The sequence below is a fragment of the Rhodopila globiformis genome, assembly GCF_002937115.1.
GTDB lineage: Bacteria > Pseudomonadota > Alphaproteobacteria > Acetobacterales > Acetobacteraceae > Rhodopila > Rhodopila globiformis.
In genome coordinates this window covers 1-4,187 of record NZ_NHRY01000126.1, presented here as the reverse complement: position 1 = coordinate 4,187, position 4,187 = coordinate 1, and the positions used below count along the sequence as shown (strand labels likewise).

Below are 4,187 nucleotides of genomic sequence, written 5' to 3'. Positions count from 1 at the left end.
CCGTTCCCACAGCCGATCGGCCGAGGCGCCCCCGCCGCCCTCGGCCGATCGGCTGTGGGAACGGGCGCATCCGAACGAGGCCTGGCTTCTGGTCGCCGCCGCGCGCGACGGGCGGCAGAGCTTCCAGATGGTCAACGCCGATATCCGCCTGTTCTACCGCATCGGCCTGAGCGACGCCGCCGCGCTGGACGCCACCTATCGGGTGGCGGACCCGCCGGCGCTGCTGCGCCAGGCTGCCGGGCGGGTGATGGCGGCGTTCTTCGCCGGGCGCACGCTGAACGCCGTGCTGGGCGACAACCGCGAGGCGATGGCCGGCCACTTGCGCGCCCTGCTGCAACGGGACCTCGACGCCGCCGGCAGCGGCCTTGATCTGACGGCCGTGGTGATCGACGCTATCCACCCGCCGGGCGGCGCGGCCGATGCCTACCACGCCGTGCAGGCGGCGCAGATCAACGCCGAGGCCAGCATCGACGCCGAGCGCGGCCGGGCGCAGGCCACGCTGGCGGACGCGCGGCAGAGCGCGACGGCGCTGGAAACCGATGCCACCGCCACCGCGGTCGAACTGACCGGCACGGCGACGGCGGATGCCACGCGCTTCGCGGCCGATCGCGACGCCGCCGCCTCGGCACGGGACCTGGTGCTGTTCGAGCGCCGGCTCGCCCGGCTGGTCGCGCTGATCCCGAAGACCGACGTCATCATCATGGACAACCGGATTTCCGCCGCGGACGCGCCGCTGATCGACCTGCGCCCGCCGCCGGGCAACCCGGCCGACGCCATCATAGGAAACAACTGACGTGACCCGAGCATCATCCAGGCTGCGCACTGCCCTGCGCTTCGCCCTCGCCACGCTGGTCCTGGGCGGGGCGGCGCTGGCGGCCTCGGCGGTGATGGTGAGCGCCGGCGAGGCGGTCGTGATCACCCAGTTCGGCGCGCCGGTGCGGGTGCTGACCCGGCCGGGGCTGGCGTGGAAGCTGCCGGCGCCGATCCAGGCCACCGTGCCGGTCGATTTGCGGCTGCGCACCAGCGCGACGGGGCTGGAGGACGTCGGCACCCGCGACGGGCTGCGCATCCTGCTGCGCGCCTACGTCGCCTGGCAGGTACCGCCGGACGCCGAGCGCATCAGCCAGTTCCTGCGCGCGGTGCGCAACAACCCGGACGAGGCGGCGCGGCAGTTGCGCGGCTTCGTCGGTTCGGCCATGCAGGTCACCGCCAGCAGCTTCGATTTCGCCGATTTGGTGAACACCGATCCGAAGCGGCTGCGGCTGGGCGCGTTCGAGCAGCAGCTGACCGCCCAGGTCGCCGCGCAGATGCTGCAGACCTACGGCATCCAGGTGCAGCAGATCGGCATTGAGACGTTGAGCCTGCCGGAGACCAGCCTGGTCGCGACCGTGGCGCGGATGCGCTCGGAGCGGGAGACGGTGGCGGCCGAGCGCACCGCCGAAGGGCTGCGCGCCGCCGCCGAGGTCCGCTTCAACGCCGAGCGCGACGCCCGCATCACCGTGGCCGGCGCCCGCACCGAGGCGGCGGAAGTCGAGGCAACGGCGCAGCGCCAGGCCGCCGCGATCCGCACCAAGGCCTACCAGGCCGATCCGCAGCTTTACATGATGCTGCGGGGGCTGGACACGCTATCGCAGGTCGTCGGCCCCAACACGCGGCTGGTGCTGCGTACGGATGCGGCGCCGTTTTCGCTGCTGGTGCAGGGGCCGTCTCCGGTGGAGGCGGGTAGGGAAGCGTCGCCGGCGGAGCCGCGCCAGGGCCAGTCGCCGGCGGAGCCGCGCAAGGCGGTATCGCCGGTGGAGCCGCGCAAATGACACCAGGCGCCGGGAATTCTGACAGGCCGCCGGAGACGGTCCCACCCGTCATGGCGGGCGGAGGCCCGCCATCCACGCTTGGCGGTGCTGATGCCGAGGAAAGGCGTGGATGGCGGGCCTCCGCCCGCCATGACGATGGAACAGCCGGCGCCGATGGAAAAGCCGGTGCTGATGGAACGGCCGGTGCCGATGGAATGGCCAGTGCCGGCGGGTCGGATCCTGTGCCGCCTGGTATGCCCGGGGTTCCCGACGGGCCGGTCGTCCAGTCGCTGCGCATCGGCTTCCGCACGCTCTACCTGGGGACGCTGCTGCTGGCGCTGGGTTGGCTTGCCTCCAACTGCCGGCAGGTGCCGGCGGATTCGCAGATCGTCGTGCGGCGGTTCGGGCAGATCGTGCGGGTGCAGCCGGCGGGGCTGCTGCTGGCCTGGCCTCGGCCGATTGAGCAGGTCGACCTGCTGCCCGCCGCTGCCCGGCAGATCGAGCTGACGGTGGCGCCGCAGGAAAGCGCCACGCCGGGCGCGGCCGGCACCTCGCTGACCGGAGACGGCGGTGCGGTGCTGCTGCGCGCGACGCTGACCTGGCACGTCGTCGATCCCGTCGCCTATGACCTGGCGCAGGCGCACGTCGTTCCGGCGCTGAACCGGCTGTTCGCGGCGAGCGTCACGACCCTCGCGGCAGGGCGGTCGATCGACGATTTCCTGGTGGTGCGCTCGGGCCAGGAAGGTAGCCCCGACGCGGCCGAACCGATGGTGCAGGCGCAGCGGCAGGCGTTGCGCGGCGACCTGGTGACGGCGATCAACCGCCGCCTGCGGGCGCTGGAGCTGCAGGGCGCGCCGCTGGGCGTCGAGGTGACGCGGGCGGACATCAACGCGCAACTGCCGCCGGCGGCGAAACCCGGGTTCGACGCGGTGCTGGCTGCGACGCAGCGGGTCGAGGAAGGGCTCGCCGCCGCCCGGACGCAGGCGACGCTGACGCTGCAGACGGGCGATCGGGACCACGACCGCATCCTGACCGAGGCGCGGGCCACGGCGGAGGAAACGGTGGACAAGGCACGCGCTCAGGTTGCCGCCATTGCCGCACTGGAAGCCGGGGACGATCCGGCCGGGCGGGCGGGGCTGCTGGAGCGGCTGTACCGCGACCGCGTCACCGCCGTGCTGGGCCAGGCCGGCCACCTGCTCGCGGTCGATCCGCGGGGCGGTCCGCGCCTGATCCTGCCGGGCAACCAACCATCGAGTAACTAGCAATGACCATCTGCGTAGCGCCTCCGGGTGCGAGAGCGACCGCGGCGATCACCAGGCTGTCGACGGCGCCGATGCTGGCGCGGGCCGAGCGGCTGCTGCTGGGCGCGCGGCTGACGCTGGCGATGCTGGCGGCCGGGCTGCTGCTGGTCGCCTTGGCGTGGGAATACCTGGTGCCGAACGGTTCGGCGGTGGCCACGCTGGTGGCGGGCGCGGCGGCGGCGCTGGTCGCCGTGCCGGTGCTGGTCGCCGCCTGGCAGAGCCTGCGCGCGCCCAGCCTGCACGGCGTGACCGATCGGCTGGTGGCTCTGGCGCTGATCGCCGCCTGGGCGAGCGGCGACCTGATGACGGCGGCGGTGCTGCCGATCGTCATGACCGTCGCCCATGTGCTGGAGGAACGCAGCCTGCTGGGTTCGCGCGAGGCGATCCTGGCACTCAGCCGGCTGACCGAGACGCAGGCGCGGCGGTTGCGCGGCGGTTCGGTCGAGTTGGTGCCGTCAACCGCGTTGCGGCCGGGCGACCGGATCGAGCTGCGCGCCGGCGACCGGGTGCCGGCGGACGGGATTGTGCGCGCCGGGACCGCCAGCCTGGACATGGCGTCGCTGACCGGGGAGGCGATGCCGGTGGACGTGGAACCCGGACAGACCACGCTGCTGGGGGCGATCACCACCAACGGGCGGCTGGAAGTGGAAGTGATCCGGACCGGGGCCGACACCACGTTCGGCCGGATCATCGACCTGATGCAGGCGGCTGAGGAGGCCAAGCCGCCGGTCACGCGGCTGCTGGAGTCGTATGCCGGACGCTATCTCTCGGTGGTGCTGCTGGTAGCGGGCGGCACCTGGTTCGCCTCGGGCAACCTGGAGGCGACGCTGGCGGTGCTGGTGGCGTCCTGCCCGTGCGCGCTGGTGCTGGCGGCGCCGGGCGCGGCGATCGCCGCCATCGCGGTGGCGGCGCGGCATGGCATCCTGATCAAGGGCGCGGCCTTCCTGGAAAGCCTGGCCGAGGTCCGCGCGGTGGTGTTCGACAAGACCGGCACCCTGACCACCGGCGAGATGTCGCTGGCCGGCGTGGCGCCGGTGGCGGACGCGGCCGGAGACGACCTGCTGCGCGTCGCCGCCGGGCTGGGCGCGGCTGACGG

General features: G+C 73.4%; 4 protein-coding genes. All 4 read left to right on the top strand.

Features of this window, described 5'->3' with window-relative positions; genetic code table 11:
• The coding region (locus CCS01_RS12220; RefSeq protein ID WP_204848239.1) for an SPFH domain-containing protein at nt 1-793 on the top strand (793 nt) is incomplete at its 5' end.
• Between the two features lies 1 nt (nt 794).
• Nucleotides 795-1,811 (top strand): SPFH domain-containing protein, encoded by a 1,017-nt coding sequence (locus CCS01_RS12215; RefSeq protein WP_204848238.1) that lies wholly within the window; start codon nt 795-797, stop codon nt 1,809-1,811.
• Nucleotides 1,812-2,044: 233 nt separating this feature from the next.
• Nucleotides 2,045-3,052 carry an SPFH domain-containing protein gene (locus tag CCS01_RS12210; protein ID WP_158258357.1) on the top strand — a complete coding sequence of 336 codons (1,008 nt, stop codon included), beginning with the start codon at nt 2,045-2,047 and terminating at the stop codon, nt 3,050-3,052.
• A gap of 2 nt (nt 3,053-3,054) precedes the next feature.
• A partial coding sequence (locus tag CCS01_RS12205) for an HAD-IC family P-type ATPase (RefSeq protein ID WP_146101706.1) occupies nt 3,055-4,187 on the top strand: 1,133 nt, incomplete at its 3' end.